This window comes from Hymenobacter montanus (assembly GCF_014699115.1).
Lineage (GTDB): Bacteria > Bacteroidota > Bacteroidia > Cytophagales > Hymenobacteraceae > Hymenobacter > Hymenobacter montanus.
Window position 1 is genome coordinate 1 of the sequence record NZ_JACXAD010000004.1, and the last position, 24,277, is coordinate 24,277.

The following is a 24,277-nucleotide window of genomic DNA, read 5'->3' on the forward strand; positions in this document are numbered from 1 at the left end:
GTTCATCCTGAGCCAAGATCAAACTCTCCATTGTATAAATTCCTACACCCACGCGAACGCGGGCTGATGTCGAGTGCCTCTCCGACTCGTGTTGACGAGTTCTCTTTTCTCTTGTTACGCATGGTCGTCACCGTGGCTTCCCGTAGAAAGCCACGTCTTACCTGTTGTCTTTTCCAGTCATTCAAAGAACGTGCGTCGGCCCCTGTTGGGCCAACCTCGTGACTACTCCCGTAATCAGTCTTGTGCTACTTGCTTCCGCACTGCCGGCCTCGTCTTCCCGCTCCTTCATCAGAGCCGGATCAACAACCATACCCAGCCTCTTGGTAGTTCCCCCGCCGCAACGTTTCTGGCTCCGTTTGAGCCCCTGTTGCGATTGGGAGTGCAAAGATAATGAAATTTTTTTGACTTCCGCTATACCGCCGCTTTTTATTTTTTAATGAAGCAGCACCTTCGGATGGCTGATGAATTAATAATCAGGTTGGCGGCTAAACCGGCTGACCCAAATTTTCGTTCATCCACTCATTAGTTTTTTGCCTCCGCTTGAGGCGCTTTCTAATTGGGGCTGCAAAGGTAGCGACAATTTTATTCCGTACAAGTGACCTATGATTTTTTTTTGGAACCTCACAATGGAAGGACTACCTAGTCGTTTGTCGACCACAGCACGGGTAGGGAATATAACAGCAAAATCTCCATCGTTAGTTTCCGTTTAATTCAATTGCTTCAGGATTGACTGAGTGACAGAGGGTGCTCTTGAGAAGGTGGTATGTATGCAAGTTTGGATATTGAAATCAATTAATATAGCATAGCCCTGCTTTAGATACAACAAAGCGCCTACTTATGGCGAGGCTGGTCTAATAGGAATAGCTCATGTTAAGGGTCTGACTTTACTGCCTCCTGATGATAGCTTGGCCATACCATGCTGAAAGCAATGCTATCCCTGATGGCAAATTACCGGTAGATAATTTGTATAAAATCCTTGTCAATATTACTTATTGCTCGGGGAGGATAATTTTTAGATTATTATTATTACATTTAGGCAAATATTAGGTCACTTATTATGGAAACTCTTGCTTCTTTTCCATTCTATTCAAGGAATAGTGGAGACAGTGTGCAACGCGTATATCATACGCACCCTCGCTGTCGGATTGCTCAAGGCATCGCAGTGGATGCTCAAATAGCGGGCACCGGTGATAGCCGACAGCAATGCCCGTTCTGTTTTTTACTGGGGCAATTCGATACAAATCGGGTATCACGAGGAAGAGCTGCTTGGGCCACCGCCGACGGTAAGCCCCAGGTAGGCACGCCAGCAGGATAAAGCTTACTCCGTTTGGTCGTTTGCATGAATTTGGCGTTCGGCTGCCCCGGCACATTATATAGACTTACAGCTTTTGCACGCCAAGCCTACTGCTAGGGTAAGGGTAAATTTTGCGCCGGGCCTTCAATACTATTCGGATTGTTATACAAGGGATTGATATTTAATGATTTGTAAATTACGTTATTTGCTTGTTGCTTAGTATCTGAGCGAGGCGCATAGCCAAGGGTAATCGGGTATGCTGGCTCAAGGCGACGGGCAACTGTTTATTTGCGTTGTCTCCGAGCCACTCCTGTTGCTTATCAGTTGGGGCTTGTATAACGTTTCTTAGCCTTTCATGCCGCTTCTTGAAGTTGTTGATGCCCGCCAAGCGCGGCAGTTTATTGCTTTGCCGGCCCGCCTGCACCGAGCGGTGCCTCAGTATATTGGCCCCTTAGAGAATGAGGTGGAGGCGGTATTCGACCCAGCTAAAAATCCCAAGTTCATTAACGGCGAAGCTTGCCGCTGGGTGCTGACCGATGCCGCTGGTCTGGTTATCGGTCGGGTGGCGGCGTTTTTGAACCGCGACGCGGTAGACGTGCAGAACCCCGACTTACCCACCGGCGGCCTGGGCTTCTTTGAGTGCATCGACGACCAGGCAGCCGCCAACACCCTGTTTGAGGCAGGGCGGGCCTGGCTGGCGGCGCGGGGCATGCAGGCAATGGATGGGCCCATCAATTTTGGGGAACGGGACCGGTTTTGGGGAGTGCTTATCGATGGCTTCGACCGGCCTCCGAACTATGGCATGTTCTGGCACCCGCCTTATTACCGCCAGCTGTTCGAGCACTACGGGTTCGAGCTTTATTTCAAGCAGTACACTTGCTATCGGACTACCGCCGCGCCGTTGCACGCCAGCTTTGCGAAGCGGGCCGCAGAGCACGCTGCAGAGTTTCGCTTTGCCCACGCGCGCAAGCAGGACGCTGAAAAGTTGGCCCAGGATTTTCACCACGTCTACAATCTGGCTTGGGCCCGGCACTCGGGCGTGAAGCCCATGACCCTGGACCAGGCCCGTAAAATCGTGCGTGAAATGAAGCCGGTCGTAGACGAGCGCCTCCTTTGGTTTGCTTACCGTGGCACGGAGCCCGTGGCTTTCTTTATTAGCCTGCCCGAGCTGAACCAGATTTTCCGGCACGTAGGGCGGCGGCTAAACCTATGGGGCAAGCTCCGTTTCCTGTGGGAGCAGTGGCGCTTTCTCCGGCGGCCCGATAAGCGGATGTTTGGCATCATCTACGGGGTGGTGCCCGAGTACCAGGGTAAGGGCGTGGATGCCGCTATGCTGGTACACGCCCGCCAGGCGTTTATCGACGCGGGCTATGCCGACCTGGAAATGAACTGGATTGGGGACTTTAACCCGCGAATGCTGGTTACCATGCGCTCGATTGGGGCCACGATAGTGAAAACCCATGCTACCTACCGGTTTCTGTTTGACCGGGAGCGGCCGTTCGAGCGCAGTCCGATTATTCGCTGAGCGACGGTTATTGCGAGCCGGAAAGCAGGGCAGTGACCGCCCCATGCTAGAATGGATAACCAATAGCTAAGTTAAGCCGGCCAGTGGTGCTTTCGGGAGTGCCGTAGGGCGCTCGGAGTGGAATAGCGTAGTCGAAGCGAATAACGAAGAACTGCACGTCGATTCGAATACCGGCGCCAGCCCCCACCGCCAGTTGCTTGAGGAAGGTGCTGGAATTGAACTTGCCACCGGGTCGGCTGGGATCCTCATTCACGAGCCAGATGTTGCCGGCATCCATAAACACGGCGCCTTTAACGTAGGGAAACAAATCCTGACGGTATTCCACGTTGCCTTCCAGCCGCAGGTCGCCGACCTGGTCGTAGTAATTATTGATGCTGGAGCCGGAGGGATGGTAGATGCCCGGCCCGACTTCACGAGCGGCGTAGGCCCGGACCGAGTTGGGACCGCCAATGCCGTACTGGCGCAGGTAAGGCAGCGTGCCGCCCGCCGAGTTGCCGTAGGGCAAACCAATGCCAACCTGCAGGCGGCCCACGATGCGGTTGCCGGAGTTGGGGTTGGGAGAAATGCGGTAGTACTCGCGCAGCTCTAAGTCAAGTTTGCTGTACTGCGCGAACCGTTGGCCGGCAATAGTGTAGTACTCACTGCCTTCGCGCTTAGTGCTCAAGCCGTTTAGGGCGTTGGCGACGTTGCCACTAAACTCAAGCCGGCCTTGGAAGAAGATTTGCTGGCGGCGCTGCTCCAGCAGTTGCTGGTTATAGGTGTAACGGTAGGAGCTGCCAAGGATAAACTGCTGCTGAAAGGCGGTGCGCAGAAACTGCTTGGCTGCAAGCACCTCGTCGAAAGCGGGCTCGCTCGAAAACGCGCTGTACGTTACATCAATGGGCCGTAGCTCTTGCTCGTTCGTGATCTTGGTCTTCCAGCTATAGCCATAGTTAAGGCTGAAGTTGGCCGTGCTGAAGTACCCGGTACGCGTAACGTAGCGAACGCCCGCGCCAAAAGTGGTGCGGGGCTGAAAGTCGGAGTTAGGCAGCTTGACATCGAGCAGCGGTAGATTAGGCGAGATTAGGCGCGGCACAATCAGCTGGGCGTTGATGCCAAAGTCAGTGGAGATGGCGCCACTGTTACTGCGGCTTTCGTTATTGGCGGGCGCCCGGGTTTGGATTTCGTAGGCAGCCGTGCCGGTGATGATTAGTTGCTCGGCTCCGCGTAAGGCGGAGCGGTTGCGAAAGCTAACGTTCAGGCCGGGGCCCGTGAAGTCATTGGTTTTGTTGACCAATTGTAGCTCGGCTCGTAAGCTTTTTTTCTTCAGCTGGGTCATACGCACGTCGGCATCGAGGCGGGCCCGGCCCGCAGAGTCGCCAGCCGCGGCGGGGTTGAAGCGAATTTCCACAAACCGGAAAGTGCCCAGACTCATCAGGCGCGAGAGGGTCTGGTCGCGCCGCCGCTGCCGGAAGAGGCTGTCGGGAGTGAGAAAGACGGCCTTGGTAATGGCCCGGGCTCGAAACATGCGCTCGTCGGGGAAGTACTGGTACTTCTGAAAGAGAATGGGCTGGCGGCGGATGGTGTCGGTGAGCACAAAGTTGGTGTTCAGCTTCACGTTGTTGAGCCAGTAAGGGCGCAGGGCTCGGGCGGGGGCCGCGGCTTTTACCTGCACGTCCACCGTTACCTGGTTGTGCAGCGTGCTGTCGACGGCAAATAGCAGAATGTCGGGCGTGAAGTAGTAAAAGCCCTGGTTTTTCAAGCTTGCGTCGATGCGTACTCGTTCCTGGGTTAGCACGTCCAGATTATACGGGTCGCCGACTTTGAGCAGGCTGCCCGCCTGGGTGCCCCGAATGGCGACCAGCACGGCCGAATCGCCCGCCGGAAAGTTCACTTCCTTGATTTTATACACCGTGCCGGTAGTGGCCGTGTAATTCACCTGGGCCGTTTTCTCGTCGGACTTCACCTCGTGCGTGACGGCCGCGTGGAAGTAACCACGGTTCTGAAGCCGGTTGGTCATCAACCCCCGCGTCGCAGCAATCTTCACTTGGCTGAGCAGCACGGGGGGCTCGCCCAGCTTATCGGCCAGGAACTTGCCCAGGCCCTTGGTTTTGCCCACGCCCAAGTGCCAGAAGTACAGCTTCGGTCGCAGGCCCAGAAACGAAGCGTTGGGCTTGGGCCGGATTACGCCCTCCAGCTCCGACTGCAGGGCTGCGGCGTTTCTGGGCTTCTCAGGGTAATTGATTTTAACCTTACTGCCCGTGTAAAGTTTTTCGTTGGCGGGAATGTAGCGTAGGCCCGAGCAGGCCGAAAAAAGCAGGCAGGGAAGCACGAAGTACCAGGAATGAAGCATTCTCCCGCTCCTCGCCCTGCGCTCGCTTACCTCCGCCCGGCTCGGCAGGGTTGCGCGTCCGTCGCGGGCTCGTTGCTGAAACAGCTGGATTGCTCTGCTCAGTGAAGATGTAGGTCCGTTCATTATCCGTTCTTAATTAGCGCCCGTGTTGGTCGGGGTCGCCTGGCTGCTCAAAGTGTCGCGCCGCAGCGGCAGCACCGCCGAGGCCGAGTCGCGGGCAGCCTGATCTTCCTCTTTCTGGTCTTGCCGATCCTGCTTTTCTTCCTGGCGCGACCGCTTGCGCTGCTGTTTCACTTCCGGGCTGACTTTTTCGAACAGCTCGGCCAGGCTGTTATACTCGCGTTGATAGATGAGGGCCGCTCCGGTGCGCACAATGGGCCCATCGATGTCCTCGTAGGCATTCTGGCGGAAGGCGCGCAAGCGCAGGCGGCCGTCGCGCAGCAGGGTATACTCCAGGCTGACGTCACCGGCCAGGTTGCTGGCACCACCCCCGCCCCGGGCGCCGGTGCTGGCATTGTTGGCGCCGCTTAGGCCAATGTCGGTGCCCACGCGCACGGTAAGCCGGTTGTTAAACAGCTGGCGGCGCATGGCCACGTTGAGGTCGGTGCGTGAGCCGGTGTTGCCATCGGCCCCGTACACCGCCTGGTTGGTGACGCCCAGGTCCAGGCCCAGGCCGGCCAGGTACTTGCCAGTGAGGTTGTTGAGCTGATCGGTGAGCACCGAGCTAACCGAGCCCCGTAGCTGCGAGGCCGCGAAACTCTCGCCCGAGCTCGACTCAAACGGGTTTTGCTGGATGAAGCGGCCCAAAATCAGCAGCGAGAATACCTGCTTGCTCTGCTCCGAAGTTTGGTCGGGCTGCCGCAACTGGCTCAGCCGGGCATCGACTTGTCCACCAAGGGCGCCGCGCTGCTCTTCGGGCATGGTAATGTCGAAACCAATGGTGGGTTTAGTTAAGTTACCAGTTACATTAATAAGCACGTTGAAAGGCAGGGGATTACGAGCCAGGCTTTGAGCCTCGTTGCTGCCCTGGTTGGCAATCAGCTCGGTCGGCGAAGCCTTGAGCTTGTACACGGCCGTCAGGTTTAGATCCGCGTTATAGGGGTCGCCGCTCCAGGTGAGGGAGGAGCCGCGGCGGATGCTGAACTCGCGCGAAGTCAAGCCATAGAGGGAAACCCGGTAGCTGCCGCGCGCCACCGTGAGCGCGCCGCTGAGCGTGATGTTGCCGCTGGGGTCGATGTTGGTGGTGAGGTCACCGTTGGCCCGTACCCGCAGGTTGTCGCCGCTCACCGGGTCGATAATGAAGGTAAAGGGTGTGCGACTAGTTATTTTGACGTGAGCCGTTATGTCGTAGCCCTGGGGGCCGGTTCGCACGGTATCGAGAACCAGCTGGCGGGCCAGCGCGGTGTCGAGCGGGGCACTTTTGTCGATAAACTTGACAATGCCTTCACGCGCCTGAACCGAGGGGTCGGAGCTCGGCGACTCCACGGTTAAGTCGGAGCCGTCGACTACGGTCACGTTGGTATCGATCTTAATCAGCGTCAGTGGCCCGGTCAGGCGCGTGTCAGAGTCCAGCACCAGGCGGCCGTAGAAAAGCGGGTTGTTTTTGCGGGTGCTGCGCACGGCCAAGAAGTCTTTGGTCGTGGCCCGCAGGTCGAAGGCGTAGTCGACAAAGTTCTTGGTGAGCAGGTAGCCGTTGGCCACGGCCTTGTTGGAAGCCGAGTCGAGTACGGTAAAGTTGTTGAAGGCAATGCCCCGGCTGTCGAACGTGAGTGCCTGATTAGGCACGCGGAAGGGCGAGCCGAGCTGGTTCACAATAAAGCCGGCATCATCGGAGGTCGTCAGCGTGCCGCGGACCTGCGGGGCCGCCGTGGCGCCCCGTAGCGTAAGCCGGCCGCGAATGTACCCGGTGGCGCTCCGGAGCTGCCCGGCCGAAAACGGCTCGATAACCTTAAAGTTGAGGCGATTGGCATCGAGCACAAAATCCAACGGCGTGGCGCTAGTGGTAACGTACGTCCCGCGTATTTGCACATCGTTGCCGGCCCCGCCCGTACTGGCGCTTGCGCCGCCGGTCAGGCGAGCATCCAAGTCGTACCGGTTAGAACTGGGGTTGGTGGCCCGGAGGGCAAGGTCGCCGATAAGCGACTTTTGGAATACAAGCTTGCTCACCGTGGCATCGGCGGTGAAGGCCTGGCGCTTGGTGCCCAGGTTATCGATGCGGGCCGTGCCATTCAAGGTGCCCGCCACCAGGGAATCCCGCTGCTGCGCGATGCGGGCCAGCTCCGCCAGCTCGAAATTGGTAAAGGTGACTCCGAGCGGCGAGGTAGGTACGGCCGGGTTGGTGCTTTGCAATGCCAGTGAGCTGCGGCCATTGGTCAGGCGCAGGCCATCGGCCACCACGGCGCCGGTGGGGTAGTAGCGCACGTAGTTGTTCGCGCCCGCCGTCCAGGTCGCGTAGTTGATAATCTGCTCGGGGGCGGCCGAAAACTGGTAAACCGGCCCCGTGGTCCGCCCACCGTTACCGGCTGATTGCCCGTTGATGACCGACAAGGTGCCGGCCAGGGCCAGCCGCTCACGGTTGGCCGAGTCGCCGAGGATGGCCACTCGGGTGAAGACTTTATTATCGGCTACGTTGCCGATGATGCTGGGGCGCCGGAACTTCAGGGTAGTATCCTGGGCGGCCTGAGCCAGGAGCAGGCCATAGTCGAGCTTGCGAGCATCCGAGTTTACATTCACACGCAGCGAGTCGAGCCGGTAGTTATTGTAGCGAATAATGGGGATGCTGCCGGTGGCGGTCAGGCGCGCGGCCTGGCGGCTATAGTCACCGCTCACCGTGAACGGCGAAATCCGCTTGAGGCCCGGCACCAGCTTCGTGGCCAGGGTAGCGTCCTTAAGCTGCAGCGAATAGGTAAAGTGTCGGTCGGCGCTGCTGGCAACGTAGCGGACACCCGGCAAGTCGAAATAGCGGTCGATGTGCTGCTGCAGCTCCGTGGCCAGGTCGCCGAGGTGGACGTTGCCGTCGAGGTTTACGTCAGCAACCGTGGAGGTGATGGTTACGGCGGTGCGGGCCGCCGTTTGCAGGATCCGCCCATTCAGGGAATCGAGCGGAAAGGGTTGGTTATCGCGCACGATCACAATGCGCTGCCCGCTGAACGTGCCGTTGAGCGAGTTCGCGTCGGCGCCCCGAAGGTTGGCCGTCAGGTTGCCCTGCACGCGCAGGTCGCCGCCGGTGTAGAAGCCCAAAGCCGTCAGGTTGGCGCTGCGCAAGTTCAGCGCGGTCAGCTGGTAGCTGGGCTGGCGAGGGTCGCGCAGGTTCACGACGGCCTGTAAGTCGAGGTTCAGGTTGGGGTCTTGCTTGCTGTTGGCCCGAATGACGTAGCGGTTCCGGTCGAGGTCGACGGTAGCGGCCACGCCGTGGTAGGTGTAGCCATTGTAGCGGGCGCTTTGCACGGTGGCTTTCACCTGGCCCACCAGCGTGGCCGGGTCTTTTACATCGCCGGTGGCATTGATGCGCCCGGTCGCCGTGACACGGCCCAGCTGCGGGTTTTTCAGCAAACGGCCGAAATCAAATCCACCCACGGCGAAGGTGCCCACCACCGGCTGGCGGCCATTGGCCTGGGCCGCCCCCAAATTGCCGCTGAATCCCAGGTTGCCGTAGCTGGAACGCAGGTTCAGGCTGGTAGTGAATTCTAGCGTAGTGGGCCGCCCCCGAAACGTGCCACTGAGGGCCAGCGATTGCGGAATGCTGATGTTGTTCGGAATGCTGCCCTTCGGCGCCAGGCTGCGGATGTCGGCTTCGCTGGTGCTGAACTGCTGCAGGTCCAGGTCGGCATATAGCCGCTGGTCGACGTTGGGCAGGCCCTGAATCCGGCCGCGCCGTGCTTTCAGGATGGTGTTGCGCAGCCCCACAAACTCCAGGTTGCGCACCGTGAAGTCGCCCACGCGGCCCGCGATCTGCCCATTAACCAGTACCGACTGGTTGGGGCCGGTGTTGAACGGAGAAGTGCCAGCCAGGTCCGGCGCGAGGTATAGAATGTCGCGGAAGCCTAGCCGCACTTCCCGCAAATCACCCTCAATCTTCAGGTTCGGCAGGTTTTTGGTATCGCTCAGGGCGGCCAACGATTGGTAGCCGATGGCCAGCGTGCGCCGGATGCGGGTGTGCGGCGTCACCAGGTCCAGGCTGTCGAGGCGGATTTGCACGGAGTCGTACACCACGTTGGCCCGCCAGCTATCAATCCGGAAGCCGCTCTGTTCCCGGCCGGCCAAGTTATCGACCTTCGCGGTGGTGCGGTTTTCCGAAAAGGCAAAGTCCCGGGTGTTCAGCACCAGATCCGTGAAGTGGAGGTGGTTGTAATCCAAGGCTGGCAGGCGGGTGCGTTGCCTGGGCTGGTTGAAGTTGTCGAAGGCCACGTCGACGCCACTGATGTTGGACTGCGCCAGGGTTACCCGCCATTTCAGGGGCTGGCCCTTGGCGGTTTTGGCTTGGTCGGCGGCATCGTCGAGCTTGCGCACGGCTTCGGCGGGGTTCACCACCCGCTGCTCCACCGGCACCGCCTCGTTTTGGGCGTAGGCGAAGCGGGTGTTCTTGAGCGTGAGCTTGGTCAGGTCGACGCGCTCGTTGCGCAAGTCGATGTTGCGCGCTGTGATGTCGGCCAGGCCGATGGTGGTGCTGATGAACTGGGCCGCGGGGGCGTTCTTATAGGTAAACGACACGCTATCGAGCGTAGCGCGGTTGAGGCCAAACTGCAGCGTGAGCGGCTCGGTAGGAGCGGGGTTATCCACTTCCGGGGCCGTTTTGGTTTGGGTGATGCGGATGGCTGAGCGCCGCAGGGCCGCGTTATCCACCTTATAGATGGAGTTATCCACATCTACCTCGTCCATGTTGGCCGTGAACTCGCCGATTTTCGCCCGGATGTCGGAGCCGGTTATCTGGTCTTGCTGGGTGAAGAGGATGTTGGTGAGCCGGGCCTTGCCAATGGCATATTTCAGGCCCGAGGCGGTGGTATCCTTAGGCGCGGTTGGGTCCGTAAAGGCCTTGATGATGAAGTCGTAATTATTGACGGAATCCGGCTCGGTGCGGGTCAGGCGCACGCGGCCGTCGTTCAGCTCCACGCTCGACACGTTGATTTGCTTGCGCAGCAGCGCCCAGATGTCGATGTCGACGCCCAGGTGCCCAACCGAGACGAGGGTATCGCGCTGCTGGTCGGCCAGGTATACCCCGTCGAGGTTGATGACGTGCCGAAAATCGGTGCGCAATTTCGCGATGCGCACCTCGGTTTTGAGCTTACCGCGCAGGTAGCCTTCGGCCCGGCGGGCCACAAAATCCTGTGCGGCTGGGAACTGCAGCACCACGACCACCACAATGATAAGGGTTAGTACCAGAGCTAACAGTCCCAGCAATCCGTAAAGGGTACGACGTAAAAAAGTGGCCAAAGCAGGAGGGGATAAGCCGCAGATAAAGCAGAACGCGACTTCCAAACGCAAAACGAGGGAGTTGGGTTGGGAATTTTTTACTTGGGTAAGTGCTAAACCCGTAACCCGAAGCTTCTGGCGCGGTCCCGTCCTGGATAACTTGGCTTGACGCTCACTCCAAGAGCTCGCATCAGCACCTGCCAGACCTTGTAGACGTTTACTGAATTAAAAAGTGGAAATATTTATAAGGTTTATATAATAAAATAGTATAATATAAATAATTTCTATAATATCCAGCCCTCATCCGTAAAATGAGGAACGTGAGTGATAGTTTTTCAGAAGCAGAATGATCAGGCGAAAGTGCTTACCCATGAAGAGCTTTGCATCAAAGTGCTCATAGCAGCATTATTATTAGCAGCTTCCAGAAGCGTTTTGATTTGGCTTCTTGAGCTACTGGTTTAGAAACGAGAAGTACTAACTTTGGCTGCTACCAGAACAAGGGTTAAGCAAAGTAAAAACAGAAAAATAACGAATGTATCATAGTGGAAAGCTCTGGAATAAGTTTTTTAAGAGGAGCAGAGATTACTAAAATGATACTACACTATTAACACGACCGATGCCCAAGGATCTTCAGAAAATACTCCGTTATCCGGTGAGGAACAATGATCCACTCCAGGGCTGGGATAGTGCCGATGAGTTACTGCTTCAGTACATGCAAAGCCAAGATCTTGTGGGTCAAGAAATTCTCATATGCTGTGATCAATTTGGTGCTCTGAGTTATGGCCTCGAAGAGTTGCAACCTACAACTTACACTGATTCCTACGTTAGTTCGATGGCCATCAGGCTCAATACCAATCAACACATCATTCCTGTTAATAATTTATCTGATCTGAGCGGGGTATATGACTATGTTCTTATTAAAATACCGAAGAGCCTTTCCTATTTTGAAGATATCCTCTGTCATTTAACAAAGCATGTTAAATCAGACTCAAAAATAATCTGCGGTTCCATGGTCAAGCACCTGTCCAAGGGAAGTTTTAACTTGTTAAATACTATTATTGGAGCAACAACCACGAGTCTAGCGCAAAAAAAGGCTCGGCTCATTTTCGTAAATTTTGAGAAAGAACAGGTAGAATCCCCTTATCCCCTGGAAGTTGCCTTGGACGGGTTTGAGGAAAAATTCACTCACCACTCCAATCTCTTCAGCCGGGAGAGACTCGACATCGGTACACGTTTTTTTCTAAACCATATCCCCCAGGGAAGCTTTCAACGCATCCTGGATTTGGGATGCGCTAACGGAATTATAGGCTTTAGAGCCAAGGAATTGAATCCTGCAGCTCAACTGGTTTTTAGTGATGATTCAGCAATGGCTATTCAGAGCGCTCGAAGAAATTATAAAAAGATGTTCTCAGATGAGGCTCGATTTGAATGGACCAACTGTTTTGAGAATGGAGAAGCCCAAAGTATGGATCTGGTATTGTGTAATCCTCCTTTCCATCAAGAGAATACAGTGGGTGATTTTATTGCTCGGGCTATGTTCAAGGACGCTTACAAGGTTTTGAAAAAAGGTGGACTTATTCGAGTTATTGGAAACTGCCATCTAGGATACAAGATGAGGCTTAAGGCCTTATTCGGGAATGCAAAGGTAATTGCCAATAATAAAAAATTTATGATCATTGAAGCGGTTAAAGTATGAGATTATGGCTTCAAGAGCATTTGTTTGTGATTCTCATCTCATAGCATGCTTTAGGTTTTAAATTTTTTACTCTCTCCTTATTTATTATTTGACCAGGTTGTAAAAACCAGTCGGTTCATCTGAGTGCTTGTGCTTAGTTGGCCTTAAATTTTGTGTATGAGAATATAATTGAAAATTATCTGTTGACTACTATTTTATAAAAAAATCGTATTGGTTTATCATCGCATAAACTACCAACGCCACAACCACTTTATTCCGTAGATTTCATCAGCGAATTTAGCCCGTCTCATGTCCCCGTCGTTTGGGGATAGGCGGATCGTCGGCCGGAGTAGCGTGTGCGGGCAGAGCGAGTGGAATTTGGTCGGCTACCTGGGCCAGAGTGGCGCAGAGCAGGCGCAACCAAGCGTCGTAGCGCATCTCTTTGGCATCAACCAGTCTTGCCCCAGGTGCTGGTTAGTGTTGCCACTAAGTAAATCCTAAGCGTTAGCCAGTTCATCATAGCCGCATGGCACAGGCATGATGCTACAGCTACCAAACCGGTGAGATTCATCAGGCAATCGGTATCGGGTAGGCTAGCGGCGGGTCCGCCCTCGATGTCAGGACTGCTGCGCTGAACCACGTTTAAAACATCCTCCAATATTATTACAGCTGAGGCAAGGAGAGAAGTAGTAAAACTCTGTCAATGGGAAATTAGATAGACTAGCCTCGGGATATGCTTGGTAATTTTAAGCAGGACGACTCCAGGATAAGCAATCATTATAGTAAGACGTTTACTGCTTATGTAAATGAGAACAGCCTGTTGGGCCATAAGCCTGCGCCTGGCAGCATTAATTGCACCACTCAAGGCGTGGCATAGCCATTTATGCACTACGCCAGTAGCTCGCCCCCGGCAGAGGCCCAGCGTTAGGAAACAGAACTGCCGGTTGGCGGCCTGGTTTCGTATTCTCAATTCCTGGTTTAGGCAAAGCAGTATCTTGCGCGCCTAAACCCTACCAATCGCATGATACTACGCTTTTCCCTTCCTTACCGTACCGTTTACGGCCAGCAGCTAGCCGTTTGCGGCTCCCACCCCGAGCTAGGAAACTGGCAGTTGGCCGCGGCGGCCAGCATGCACTACGACGAAGCCACCGGTTGCTGGAGCCACGAGCTGACCGTGGCCGATGCCGCCGGGGAGCTTACCTATAAGTACGCATTGCTCGATGCCAACACGGGTGGCCAGCACTGGGAGTTTGGCCCCAACCGCACCGTGGTGTACGACGCTTCGCGCGCCCAGCGCCTGAGCCTGGCCGACTACTGGCGCCCGCCCACCCAGCCCGAAAACGAGTTGCTGACTGCCGCCTTCACCAAAGCGCTGTTTCGCCGGCCCGCCCCAGCGGTGGCCCCGGCAGCGCCCAAAGCCAATAAAGGCAAGGCCAGCGCTAAGGCCAGCAGCACCACTGCCCCACCAGCCCCCGGCAACCAGCGGCCAGCAGCTCAGGCCCCGGCCGCCGGCGAAACCGTTTTTCGGCTGGTGGCTCCCCGCGTGGCGCCCCACTACCAACTCTGCGTTCTGGGCTCCGACCCGGCCCTGGGGGCTTGGGATAACACTAAGGGCCTGGTCTTAGCTGATAGCGAGTACCCAACCTGGACCGGCACCATAAGGCTCGAAAACCCCACGGAGGATTGCCACTACAAATACGCTATCTGGGATGCCCAGGCCGGCCACGCCCTGGACATGGAAGGCGGCGAGAATCGCGTAGTACCCGCCACCCACCAGCAGACCACCGCCCGAGTGTTTAATGACGAGGCCTACCGCCACCCCGACGCCTGGCGGGGAGCGGGCGTGGCGCTGCCCGTGTTCGCCATGCGTAGCGCGAGCGGCCTGGGCGTGGGCGAGTTCTCCGACTTGAAGCTGCTGACCGACTGGGCCGTACAAACCGGCCTCAAGCTGGTGCAAATTCTGCCCATCAACGACACTACGGCCACTCATACCTGGGTCGACTCCTATCCCTACGCCGCCATCTCGGTGTTTGCGCTGCACCCACAGTTTATTCATCTCGAAGGCATCGCGCCCCTCCAGGACAAAAAAGCGGCCCGGGAGCTCGCGCAGCTCAAGGCCGAGCTGAATGCCAAGGACTTCGTGGACTACGAGCCCATGATGAAGGCCAAGTGGAAGTTCCTCCGGCTGCTGTACCAACAGGAGAAGAAGGCATTCCTGGCCGATGCCGGCTACCGGACCTTCTACGCCAGCCAGGCCGACTGGCTGGTGCCCTACGCCGCGTTTTCGGCCTTGCGCGACCGTTTTGGCACCGCCGACTTCCAGCAGTGGCCCGCAGAGTTCCGCACCCCGCAGAACCTGTCCGAGCTAACGGCCGAAACCGCGCCCGACTACGACGAGTACGGCCTGTTCTTCTTCACCCAGTTCCACCTCGACCAGCAGCTGCGCGAAGCCGTCAGCTATGCCCGCGGCCGCGGGGTGGTACTGAAGGGTGACCTGCCCATTGGTATTTACCGCCATTCGGTGGATGCCTGGACCCAGCCCGAGCTCTACCACCTGGACCGGCAGGCCGGCGCCCCGCCGGACGATTTCTCCACCACCGGGCAAAACTGGCGGTTTCCCACCTACAACTGGGAGCGCATGGCCCAGGACGGTTACGCCTGGTGGAAACAGCGTCTGGGCCACCTCAGCCGCTATTTCGACGCCTTGCGCATCGACCATATCCTGGGGTTCTTCCGCATTTGGGAGATGCCCATTGAGTCGGTTGAGGGGCTGCTGGGGCATTTCGCGCCGGCCCTGCCCCTGCACCGCCACGAAATTGAGCGCCGTCTGGGCTGGTTTAACTACAGCCGCCTCTGCGAGCCCTACATCCGCTGGCACATGCTCCAGGATATTTTTCAGGGTGAAGCCCAGGCCGTGTTCGACGAGTACCTGTACGACGCCAGCTACGGCCGGATTCACTTGAAAGAGCACGTCGATAACCAACGCAAGATTGAAGCCTATATCGCCCGGAAAGTAGCGGCGGCCCCTGAGCATGCCGATTACTTTGCCTGGCTGCAAAAGGGCCTGTTTCAGCTGGTGAACGAGGTATTATTCGTGCCGGCCGGTAACGACTTTTATCACCCGCGCATCACCCTGAACAAGAGCTACTCGTTCCGGGAGCTGCACAGCGACGAGGACCGCCGGCGCCTCTACGACGACATCTACACCGACTTCTTCTTCCACCGCCACGAGGAGTTCTGGCGCCAGCAGGGCTTGGTGAAGCTGCCGCCCGTGCGCTACGCCACCGACATGCTCATCTGCGGCGAGGACCTGGGTATGGTGCCGGCTTCCGTGCCGGGCGTCATGAAGGAGCTGGGCATTTTGGGCCTGAACATTCAGCGCATGCCCGCCAACCCCGAAACGGAGTTTGGCCACCCCGACGCCGCGCCTTACCTGAGCGTGGTTACGACCAGCAGCCACGACATGAGCACCGTTCGCGGCTGGTGGGAAGAAGACCGGGTGCGGACCCAGCGCTTCTTCGAAACGATGCTGGGCCACTGGCGCGAAATTGCCCCGTTCTACTGCGAGGCCTGGGTGGCGCGCGAAATCCTCGTGCAGCACCTGCACTCCCCGGCCATGTGGGCCATCTTCCCCTTGCAGGACCTGCTGGCCATGGACAACCACCTGCGCCGGGCCAATCCGCACGACGAGCAGATTAACGTACCCAGCAACCCCGCGCACTTCTGGAAGTACCGCCTGCACCTGCCGCTGGAAGAACTGGTCGACGCCGTAGGTTTTAATGAGCCCCTGCGCGCCATGGTAACCGCCAGTGGGCGGTAGCCAAGCATTTTCTGGCAGTTGGCTACTGGGGTTTGGAGGACCTGCTTTTGCACCGCCTACCAGGTACTGGCCTTCCAGTTAGCGTTTTGCAGCATACGTTTTTTATAAAATTCTGTAAAAATTCGGGGCACCACTAAGTGCCTCTGTTCTCGCGGCCTGCTCTTGGAAAAGAGCAGGCCTTTTTGCATTGTTAAGAAGGTGTTACATATTTGAAATTTACTATACAATAAAGTAGATAATTGGCGTGCTTAACATGTTTTTTAGGTACGTCAAATACCCAGTCAGTGAGTGAATCAACTTTATTAAGTGCTGATAATTAGATTATAATGGCTTATTTAATCCAATAAAATCCAATTGATTAATTAACTCGTATTTGGCCGCTAATTTTTGGGGAGGGTAAGGCTTAATCCCCTGGCTGTTGAGAATTTAAGCAAGCGAATTCTGCGCGAAACAGCCGGCCATCCATTGCTAAGGGAAAGGTCATCCATTCGCCGATTGAATTAGCTCATTCGCCTAAAAATACCAAAGAGGGGTGGGTGCCCGCTATAGTTTTGAGCTTGTTATCCAAAGTTCAATTAATATTTTATTTAACCCCCTTATTTATCGTGGATACATTCTTACCATTCTCGCGGGCGGGAAACAAGCGGGGTTTCCCGCCTAGCCCCCTCTCGCCATCCGAGCAGTGCCAACCAGTCCTTACCAAAACCGGTTGGCCAATTCTACTCGTCACTATTCTGGGTTTGACTAGCCTCCGTCCGGCCCTGGCGCAAAACGTGGCAACAACAATTACGCCTTCATCTAACCCCGTAGCTCCCGGGGCGGCCCTGAGCTTTTCCGTAACGTACACTAACAGTGGCCCGGGTACCGCCAATAGCTATGCCCAAACCCTGAGCCTGACGGCAGGCTTAGGTACGGTCAGCTTTCCAACCCGGCCTACCGGCGTTACAGCCACTTATAATAATACCAATGGTACAGTAACCTTCACCGGTACCCCAACCTCCCTGGCCAAGAATGCCAACCAAAACCTGACGGTCAGCATTGCTGCTGTACCGACGACCTTCACGCAGGTAGTGGCCAGCTCGACGGTAAGCGGCACTGCGAATAACGGCGCCACGACCACCAACTCGGCTACTTCGACGGTGGCCGTAGTAACCCCCGTGGCCGACGTACTAACTGCCCTAACTGGTCCGAGCACCATTCTCCAGGGCCAGGCCACGGGCAACTTCACGGCTACTTTCACCAATAGCGGGCCCAGCACCGCGGCCTCGGTGACGCGTACGGTGACTCTGCCCACTGGGGCGAGTGTGACGGCAGCTCAGCAAACCACCATCACGGGAAACTACCCTGGCACCAGCTTCAGCACGACGGGAAGTGGCACCTCGGCCGTAACCACCATCAACTTCGGCACCCTGGCGAGCCAGGTCAGTGGTGGTACAGCTTCCTTCGTTTTTGCTTTCACGGCTCCACTCGCAACGGGCAACGTGTCGATTGCAAGCAATACCAGCACCAGTACGAGCCAGAACGGGGCTACGACTAACGATGCAGCATCGCTTACCGTCGCCGTGGCGCCCTATGCTGATGTATTCACTAGCCTCAGTGGTCCGACCACTATTCTCCAGGGCCAGCCAACGAACAATGTCATGTTCACGGCTACTTTCACCAATAATGGTTCTGGCACCGCGACTTCGGTGACGCGTACGGTGACTCTGCCCCCCGGGGCGAGTGTGACGGCGGCTCAGCAAACCACCATCACGGGAAACTACCCTGGCACCAGCTTCAGCACGACGGGAAGTGGCGCCTCAGCCGTAACCACCATCAACTTCGGCACCCTGGCGAGCCAGGCCAGTGGTGGTACGGCTTCCTTCGTTTTTGCCTTTACGGCTCCGGCCGCAACGGGCAACGTGTCGATTACGAGCAACACCAGCACCGGTACGAACCAGAACGGGGCCACGGCCAATGATGTAGCATCGCTTACCGTCGCCGTAGTGCCCTATGCTGATGTATACACCACCCTTACGGGCCCCACTACTATTACCGGCAACGTCGCCACTGGCAACTTCGTCGTTACCTTCACGAACGACGGCCCCAGCGCAGCGGACAACGTGACCCGCGTGGTGACCCTGCCTCCTGGTGCCACCATGACGACGGCCCAGGTAGATGCCAGTGGTGGCGCCTACGTAGCCCCCGCGAGCAACACTGACTCGGGCACACTGACGTTTAGCTCTCTGGCTACGCTGGCCTCGAAGGCTTCGAGTTCATTCACGTTCGCTTTTGTGCCTTTAAATGGTAACAGCAGCCCGGCGATAACCACGGCCACCATCGGCACTACCACCACCCAAAATTCTACCACCAACGACGTAGCCAAGGTGAGCAGCACCGTGCGCTTCAGCCCTGTGCCAGAGAACGTATACAATGCTGACGTACTGAGTACTAATGGCCCAACGCCCATCTCGGCTTTGAAGGCCACCGACCAAGACGGCACCATTGCCAGCTACATCATTGTCACCGTGCCCCCAACTGTGCAGGGAGTTATATTGTACAATAGCAGCACGACGGGAAGCGGCGGCTCCTACCGGGTTGCAACGGCCGGCTTGTCGCTGACCCCAGCCCAGGCCACCACGCTCACTTTCGACCCCAGCAATAATTATGCTGGCTACATGTCGTTTACTTACCAGGCAGTTGACAATCAGGGCAACGTGAGCACCACTTCCAACGACGGCTGGAATATAGTGGACGGTGCGGCCGTGTTCCTCATTCCGGTGGCCGATGGGGGCGTTACAGCCAATAACGACTCCAACGTGGTGCCGATAAACACGGCTACTACGGGCAATGTGCTGCTCAACGATACCAGCCCCGAAAGCGCGAGCATGACCGTAACAACCACGGGCTCCATCACCACTGCTAACGGCACGTACACCTACAATAGTGGCAACCTGACCACCGCCAATGGCCGGGTGAGCATGGCTTCCAACGGTGTTTACACGTATACGCCCAACACCGGCTACCTCGGCCTCGATCGGTTCGACTACCAGGTTTGTAGTAGCGACGGTACCACAACTACCTGCAATACGGCTACGGTATTTATCCGCGTGTATAATCCGAGCACGGCTTGCTCGTCGAGTTCCGGCACGAACCTGCTCGTGAACCCCGACTTCAATAGCGGCAACACGGGTTTCAGCACCGACTACGAGTTTACCTCGGAAGCAGATGGGCTATACCCCGAGGGATTTTACGCCGTGGACGTTGATGGGCTATTCTACCACGGTGCTTTCCAATGCCTGGGCCGCGCCAGCGCGACCAACCCGAACGATAAGTTTATGATCGTTAACGGGGCAGCCACCGTGCAGCGGGTGTACGCGCAAACGGTGGCGGTGCAGCCCAACCGCTACTATACCTTCTCTTGCTACGTCAATAACCTGATCAGCCCCGGCAACGACCTTGGAAAGCCGGAAATAGGCTTTGTGATTAACGGCGAGAGCACGTCCACTACCACGATTATTGAAGAGTCGCCCGACCGGTGGGTACGGGTTTCCGACATCTGGTTCTCAGGTTCCAATACCACGGCTACCTTCGAAATTCGGAACCGCTCAACCGTAGCTACGGGCAACGACTTCGGTATTGATGACGTGTACTTTGGCACCTGCAACCTGCCCCCGGTGGCCAACAGCGACCTGACTTCTACGCCGCTGAATACGGCCGTGGTTTTCAATATTCTGGCCAACGACACCGATGCCGATGGCTCCATCGCCGCGAACACGGTAGACCTGGACCCCAGTACCCCCGGTACCAACGAAACCACTCGCATCATCGCGGGGGTGGGCACCTTCACCGTGACGACCGCTGGCAGCGTGACCTTTACGCCGGCCACCGGCTTCACGGGCACGGCTAGCCTTACCTACACGGTGCGCGACAACGAAAACGCACTGAGCAACCCCGGCACCATCTCGATAACCGTGGGCCCGCCCCCCGTTGACCTGGCTACCGCTATCACGGCCAGCGCCAGCACTATTAACGCCGGCGCTGCCGAAACGCTGACCATTGTTGCCAGCAACAACAGCACCAGTAACACCGCCACCAACGTGGTGCAAACCGTGCAGTTGCCCGCCGGCCTCACTAACGTTACATTCGGAATCCCGACCGTGGGCTTGGGCGCCGCGTTGGTCCTGGGCAGTACGTCTTCGTACAACAGCACGACGGGCCTGGTAACCTTCCCCACCATTGCCTCGCAGGCCGCCGGCACCACTGGCAACGTAAGCTACACGGTGAGCTTCAATGCTCCCAGCGACGGCGCTTTCTCCGCCACGGCTAACGTGAACAGCACCAGCAACAACGACATCGATCCGACCAACAACACTGCCAGCGCAGCCATTACCGTAACCCCGCGCTTCGACCTGGCAACGACCCTCAGCGGCCCTACTACGGTGGTGGCTGGCAATCAGGTAACGTATAACTTGACCTCGGCCAACTATGGCCCCAGCATTGCTCCCGGCGTGGTTCAGACCGTGACCGGCTTGCCCACTGGCCTGACGGCGGTGTACGTGAGCAACAACGGCACCTACAACAGTGGTAACGGGACCGTGACTTTCCCCACCGTAAGCAGCTTTGCGAGTGGCTTGAGCGTGACCAACGTCATTAGCTTCGCCGCTCCGGCCAGCGGCACCGTCATCACGCCCGTGGCCACCCTCACTCCCAACACCACGGGCACGGGCGACACCAACCCACTCAATAATACCGCCAGTCTGAACGGGGTGGTCACCACCGGTACCCTCAGCACTCCCACTACTACTGCAATGGCTAACATGCAAGTATCGGCCCTAACGACTTCGGCTAGTTCGGTGGCGCCCGGCACCACGGTTACCGTGAACGTGACCTACACCAATGCTGGTCCCAGCACTGCGACGGGCGTGATGTACCAGCTAGCCCTCCAGCCCGGCTTCACGGTTGCTACGCTACAGGTAGGCGGCCAGACGGGGGTGCTTCTCGCCGGAATTATTACCTACCCCAATGGTGCCTCCTATAACACGAATACGGGTATTATTAGCTTCAGCAGTACGGGCACTACACTGAACTCGGCGAGCACTCAAAGCTACAGCCTCACCTTCACGGCCCCGAACGCGGGCCAGGTGTTGGTCGCCGCCAGTGTGCGCAGCACCACTTCGGATCCCGTGTCCGCCGATAACTTGGCCACCACCATTGTGAACGTTTTGCCGTCGGCGGACGTGGCAACATCCATCAACGGCCCGGCCACGACCCAGGCGGGCCAAGCAGTGACCTACACCGTGACAATGGCTAACACCGGGCTGAACGACGCCCAAAACATGCTGCTGACTGTGGAGCTGCCAGCCAGCTTGGTGGGGAGTACGCTCATGCTAAATGGCTCGGCTGGTACGGTAAGCCGGAGTGCGGTGGCCTTCACCAACGGAGCGGCCTACAACATCAATTCCGGCCTGCTTACGCTGCCCGTTATTGCTAGTGCTGCCCCGGGCAGCAGCAGCGGCAATGCCATTACGTTCGTAGCCCCCGTTGGCTTGGCCTCCTTCACGGCTACTGCTGTGGTGAGCACCGCAACGCCCGAGACCAACATGACCAACAACACCGCCGCAGTGACGACGGTCGTGACGCCGTCAGTTGATGTACGGGCGTTGGTTAGCGGCCCCACTTCAGCGGTGCTTTACAGCCCGGTTACTTATGCGGTGACCACCGTCAACGACGGCCCGAGTCCGGTCGCTTCGGTGGTGCCCACCCTGCAGTTGCCCGCCAACCTGAACAACGTGGTGCTGCCCACCGGCGCCAGCTATAGCAGCAGCACCGGCCTGGTGACGTTTGCTACCATCAGCAACCTGGCCAATGGTAGCGCAATCACCAACAGCGTATCGTTTACCATGCCCGACGTAGCCCAGTTGACCGGACTGGCCGTTTCGATGGTGAGCGGTTCTGCCGTAGATCGCAACGTGGACAACAACCGCGCGATCATCGCCACGTCCCCGTTGCCGCCCACCGATTTGATGGCTGACCTGAGCGTAGCCCTGACCAGCTCGGTGGCTTCCGTGAACGCCGGCTCAGCCGTCACGTTCACAATGACCGTGGACAATGGCCCAATCACCACTTCGGACCAGGCCTCGGGCGTGAGACCAGTACTGGCTTTACCCGCGGGCCTGTCAGTGAACGGCGTGCAGATAGGGAGCATGAGTGGCACCTATAACAGCAGCACCGGCCTGGTGACCTTCGCCGGCGGCGCGACCTATAACGTCAACACGGGGATGGTAATCTTCCCCCCAGTGACCTTGGCCAACAGCAGCGCCGCTACCTACGCCCCGCTGGTATATACCGTAACGGTTTCGACCCCCAACGCTTCTACCCTGGTGGCTACCGCCAGCGTCTCGTCGGCCAACACCGACTTGGTGGCGGCCAATAATCAGGCCACGGCGAAAGTGACCGTGGTGCCGCAAGCGGACTTGACAACGGCCATCAGCGGCCCGAGCTCGGTGCCCGCCACCGCCAGTACGGTTACTTACGCCGTTTCCACGATGAACATTGGTACTTCGCCCGCAGCGGCTTCTACCACCACAGTAACCCTGCCCGCTGGCGCCAGCAACATCGTGGCCCCGGCCGGTTCCACGATCAGCGGTACGACGGTAACCCTGCCGGCAGTATCGCAGCAGCAGCCTGGATCCAGCGGTTCCGTGACGCAGATTATTAGCTTTACGGCCCCGGTTGGGACCCCGGGTTCTACGTTCCAGGTGACGGCCACGGCCAGTACCTCGACTGCGGAAAGCAACACGCTGAACAACGGCTCGAGCAGTACTGCTACCCGCGCCTACCAGTTGCCGGTGGCCCAGAACGTGGTGAACAGCATTTCGGCTCCCGATGGCAACACGGCCGCAACCGCCTTGCCCATCTCGCCGCTCCAGTCGACTGACACAGACGGCCCCATCACCAGCTACCAGCTGACGAGCATTCCGCTCACGAGCCAGGGCGTGCTCTACTACAGTAACGCGGGCACCTACACGGCCATTACCGCTGCCAACGTTGGTGCCCTGAACCTGACGCCGACCCAAGCCGCCAGCCTGCGCTTCGACCCCGCTGGCAGCTACGTGGGCAACGTAATGTTTACCTACACGGCCACTTATGCCCCCGGAAACGTAGTGAGCAACTCGGCGCTCTACACCTTGCCAGTGGGCCTCGACAACAACTCGGTGTACACGGCGACTCCCAATAAGGGCGGGGCAAACCAGTATCAGAACACCGACGTGCTGGCTTATGTGATTGACCCCAACGGTGCCGCGTATAACTCCGATGGGTTGGTATACAACACCTCCGGCACCACGAGCACTATTAAAGCCGCTAACAGCATCACCGGCCTGGTGAACACCCCCAACAGCGTGGTGCCGGCGCCCTCGGGCAGCGGCCCGGCCGCCAGTGGCCTGTACCCGGCCAACCTCAGCAACGCGCTGCCGGCCGGCGTAGCGCTCGATGCCACCACGGGCCTGATTTACGTGAGCGACCGTACCCAGCTGCTGCGCTATGCGTCGGTGCAGTACTTCCAGGTGAACGTGGTCACGACCGACATGTACGGGGGCACCAACCTGGTTACGGCCCGCTTCAGCATCGGGGCCTACCCGCTGCCGGTTGAGCTGACCGTGTTCGAAGCCAAGGCAGTGAAGAACGTGGACGCGGCGTTGGCCTGGAGCACGGCTTCGGAGAAGAACAACGACCACTTCGAGGTGGAGCGCAGCCTCAATGGCGTAGACTTCGTCAGGATGGGCGAGGTGAAGGGCCAGGGCAGCCGCTCGACCCCGACGGAGTACGCGCTGACGGACGCGGGCATTGGGGCGAAGGTGAGCGGCCCGGTCTACTACCGGCTCAAGCAGGTCGACACGGACGGCGTGAGCAGCTACTCGCCCGTGCGCACGGTGGCCTTCACGGGCCTGACGCCGGCCATCAGCCTGTTCCCCAACCCCGCCACGACCGAGGCCACGCTCGACCTGAAGCAGCTGCCGGCTGGCCATTACCAGCTGAGCGTGCTCGAGGCGACGGGTCGGGTAGTGCTCAGCACTACGCTGGAGGCAGGGCTGACGCACGCGCTGGACTTGCGCCCGCTTGCCGCGGGCACCTACACCGTGCGGGTTCGCAGCCTCAACGGAGCCCAGGTAATCAACCTGAGCAAGCGCTTGGTCAAGGAATAGCGCCCGTCTCCCTCTGGTAAATAAGAAAAGCCCTTT

6 protein-coding genes are annotated in these 24,277 nt (G+C 57.9%); 4 read left to right on the plus strand and 2 right to left on the minus strand.

Annotation, left to right across the window (positions count from 1 at the left end; all coding sequences use genetic code 11):
- Nucleotides 1-1,649: 1,649 nt before the first annotated feature.
- A complete protein-coding gene (locus tag IC235_RS04350; RefSeq protein ID WP_191003963.1) occupies nt 1,650-2,819 on the plus strand; it encodes a GNAT family N-acetyltransferase in 1,170 nt (389 codons plus the stop codon).
- A gap of 46 nt (nt 2,820-2,865) precedes the next feature.
- Here IC235_RS04350 and tamL read toward each other — a convergent pair whose 3' ends face one another.
- Together tamL and IC235_RS04360 are read right to left on the minus strand one after the other, a co-directional pair.
- Complete coding sequence (gene tamL, locus IC235_RS22560; protein ID WP_191003964.1) at nt 2,866-5,130, minus strand: translocation and assembly module lipoprotein TamL; 2,265 nt, start codon at nt 5,128-5,130, stop codon at nt 2,866-2,868.
- Between the two features lie 153 nt (nt 5,131-5,283).
- Entirely contained in the window at nt 5,284-10,581 is a 5,298-nt protein-coding gene (locus tag IC235_RS04360) for a translocation/assembly module TamB domain-containing protein (protein WP_191003965.1), read from the minus strand.
- A gap of 595 nt (nt 10,582-11,176) precedes the next feature.
- On the opposite strand from IC235_RS04360, the gene IC235_RS04365 reads away from it, so the two are divergent.
- The 3 genes from IC235_RS04365 to IC235_RS04375 all read left to right on the plus strand — a co-directional run bounded on the left by IC235_RS04365 (nt 11,177) and on the right by IC235_RS04375 (nt 24,241).
- Nucleotides 11,177-12,256 carry a methyltransferase gene (locus tag IC235_RS04365; RefSeq protein WP_191003966.1) on the plus strand — a complete coding sequence of 360 codons (1,080 nt, stop codon included), beginning with the start codon at nt 11,177-11,179 and terminating at the stop codon, nt 12,254-12,256.
- A 1,000-nt stretch (nt 12,257-13,256) separates the two neighbouring features.
- Complete coding sequence (locus tag IC235_RS04370; protein ID WP_191003967.1) at nt 13,257-16,055, plus strand: 4-alpha-glucanotransferase; 2,799 nt, start codon at nt 13,257-13,259, stop codon at nt 16,053-16,055.
- A gap of 740 nt (nt 16,056-16,795) precedes the next feature.
- A complete protein-coding gene (locus tag IC235_RS04375; protein WP_191003968.1) occupies nt 16,796-24,241 on the plus strand; it encodes an Ig-like domain-containing protein in 7,446 nt (2,481 codons plus the stop codon).
- The last annotated feature ends 36 nt before the right edge of the window (nt 24,242-24,277 follow it).